Origin of the sequence: Bartonella sp. AP20NXHL (genome assembly GCF_042196165.1) — a bacterium.
Taxonomy (GTDB): domain Bacteria; phylum Pseudomonadota; class Alphaproteobacteria; order Rhizobiales; family Rhizobiaceae; genus Bartonella.
In genome coordinates, this window is the sequence record NZ_JBHIPV010000056.1 from 1 (window position 1) to 2,390 (window position 2,390).

The window sequence follows — 2,390 nt, forward strand, 5'->3', positions numbered from 1 at the left end:
CCATCTTTATAACTAGCACCACCACCAAAATATTTGACTACATTCTCAGATGCTGTTTTGAGATCACTTGTTACAGTCGTAACATTTTTATTTGTTTCAAAAAGCTGGGAACCATTTACTGCTTCATTTGAAGCTTCTGTGAGCGCACCATCCTTTATACCTGTAAGGGTACGCTTTTCATTTTTTTTGTTGGCAATATCAATTTTATCACCATCTGTTTCTTTTCCAATACTGATGTGTCTCGTTTCTGCATCCTGTTTAACGAAGCTACTGGCTGCTACTTGTTCTTTGACATCTTTTAATTGCGAAAAATTCACCGCATCAGTTTCTTTAGTACCAGCAGCTACACCAGAAAGAGTCCGAGGGCTGGCTTTAATGTCGCTGAAATCAATGCCAAATGGTTCCAATAGATCCTTACCAATAGTAATAAGACCTGTCTTTTCATTTTTCTTAACAAGAATACTGTCTCTTACATCAGCAACCTGTTTGTTAATATTATCTTTCATTTTATTAAAAGAACTATCAACCGCCACAAAAGCATCTGTTATATTTTCATACGTCTGATTCTGAACAGCATAGCTAGGTGGCATACCCTTTAGTACATCAGTTTTACCACCAAAATATTTTGATGTATTCGCCATAGCCGTTTCCAGATTTCTCGCTGTGGACGAAAGACTCTCATTGGTTTTGCTTAACTGTGAAAAATTAACTGCATCGTTCGCTCCAGTGCCATCCGACACTCCTGTAATCTTTTTACCCCCAGCATCTATCCCAGAAATGATTATTTTCGGACCATTGGCTATCACTAAGCCTGTTGCATCTAAGGTATTTGTACCTGCCTTTACGCTCTCCAGTGTGATATCCTTTGCTAAATCAAATTTTACCTTATTGTCCTCTTTGCCTTTTGTAATATTTAGGTTGCTACTTCCAGCTGCCAAATCCATTGGGTTGGTTGAATCAACACTCGTCGTATCTGCACCATCAACAGAGAGATCCCAACTTGGAGTTATAGAGTCTTTTAGAGCTTTTAGCTGCGCAACATTCACGGCATCAGTGTCGTCCGAACCACCTGCAACGCCAGAAAGAATTCTGGTCTTATTATCTTTATTGGCAATAGTGATTTTATCACCATCTGTATCCTTACCAATGGTGATGTATTTCGTCTGCGCATCTTGTTTAATAAAACTACTGGCTGCTACTTGTTCTTTTATTTCCTTCAGTTGTCCAAAATTCACCGCATCGGTGCTTTCAGTACCCGTTGCCACTCCAGTTATCTTGTTACCTCCAGCATCAATACCTCCGGTGGTTATTTTCGGACCATTGGCAATCACTAAGCCCGTTGCGTCTAAAGTACTGCTTCCTGCAGTTACTTTATTGACTGCGATTTCCTTAGCTAGATCAAATTTTATATTATTATCTTTGCCTTTGCTAATTTGAAGATTTTCACTTGCCGCTGATAAATCGATCTTGCTCTCTATACCAATAGTTGTAGCATCTGCACCACCAACAGACAGCTGCCAACCTTTATCTACGTAATTTTGTAATGACTTTATCTGCGCAACATTTACTGCATCAGTCAGTTCAGAACCAGCTGCTACCCCTATAATTTGTCGCGTTCCCTTCTCGCTGAGATTACCAACACTCATGGCACCATAAACACTCTTCCATTGAATGTCAGTACCTGTTGCATTCGCTTTCTTATTAGGAGAATAGCCAAAAACACCTTTAGCCCTATCGGCCACAGAATTGTAACCTAGCGCAATACCGCCCGCTTCTTTCACTTCTGCCCATGCACCAACAATGGTGGCAGCAGAAGCGTAGTCTTTCGCGGCGTTGCCAACAATAGTAACACCTTGAAACAGATTATTTTGTGAAAATGTCTTTATGCCGTTACCAATAGCAATAATATTAATGGCATTCGCATTCGGACTGTTTCCTATTTTTATATCATCATTAGCTGCATACGTACTCACCCTCCTTGCTAAACGATTAACGCCAGACAGCAAAATATCATCACTATTATCGTCCTCAACAGGCAGCATCCACCCTTTTTTAACAAATGTTTTTGGCAATTTTCGCACAGCAATATTATCCGCACTCATGCTTTTATCGTTAACCGCTATTCTTGTAAGCTGTGGCGCTTTCTTATCATCAACATTTCCAACTCGCGCAGAACGGCTACCTTCTGTCAAAACATTTACGATAGGACTCTTATCTCTCTTACCAGAAAGGGTTTTGGTTAAAAAATTTGCGTAATCATCAGAAGCATTCAAACCAGCAACAGAGAGAAGGCTTTGTGGATAAGATACACCAGCACTTTTTACACCTTCAAGAAATGTGTTTCTAAAATCAGGATTTGCTGAAAAAACAGGCGTAACATTCGATAAGAA

The 2,390-nt window shown here is 39.9% G+C and carries 1 pseudogene; it reads right to left on the reverse strand.

Annotated elements, in window-relative coordinates:
- Positions 1-2,390 (reverse strand): annotated as a pseudogene (locus ACFILL_RS09060) (hypothetical protein); the annotation flags it as partial.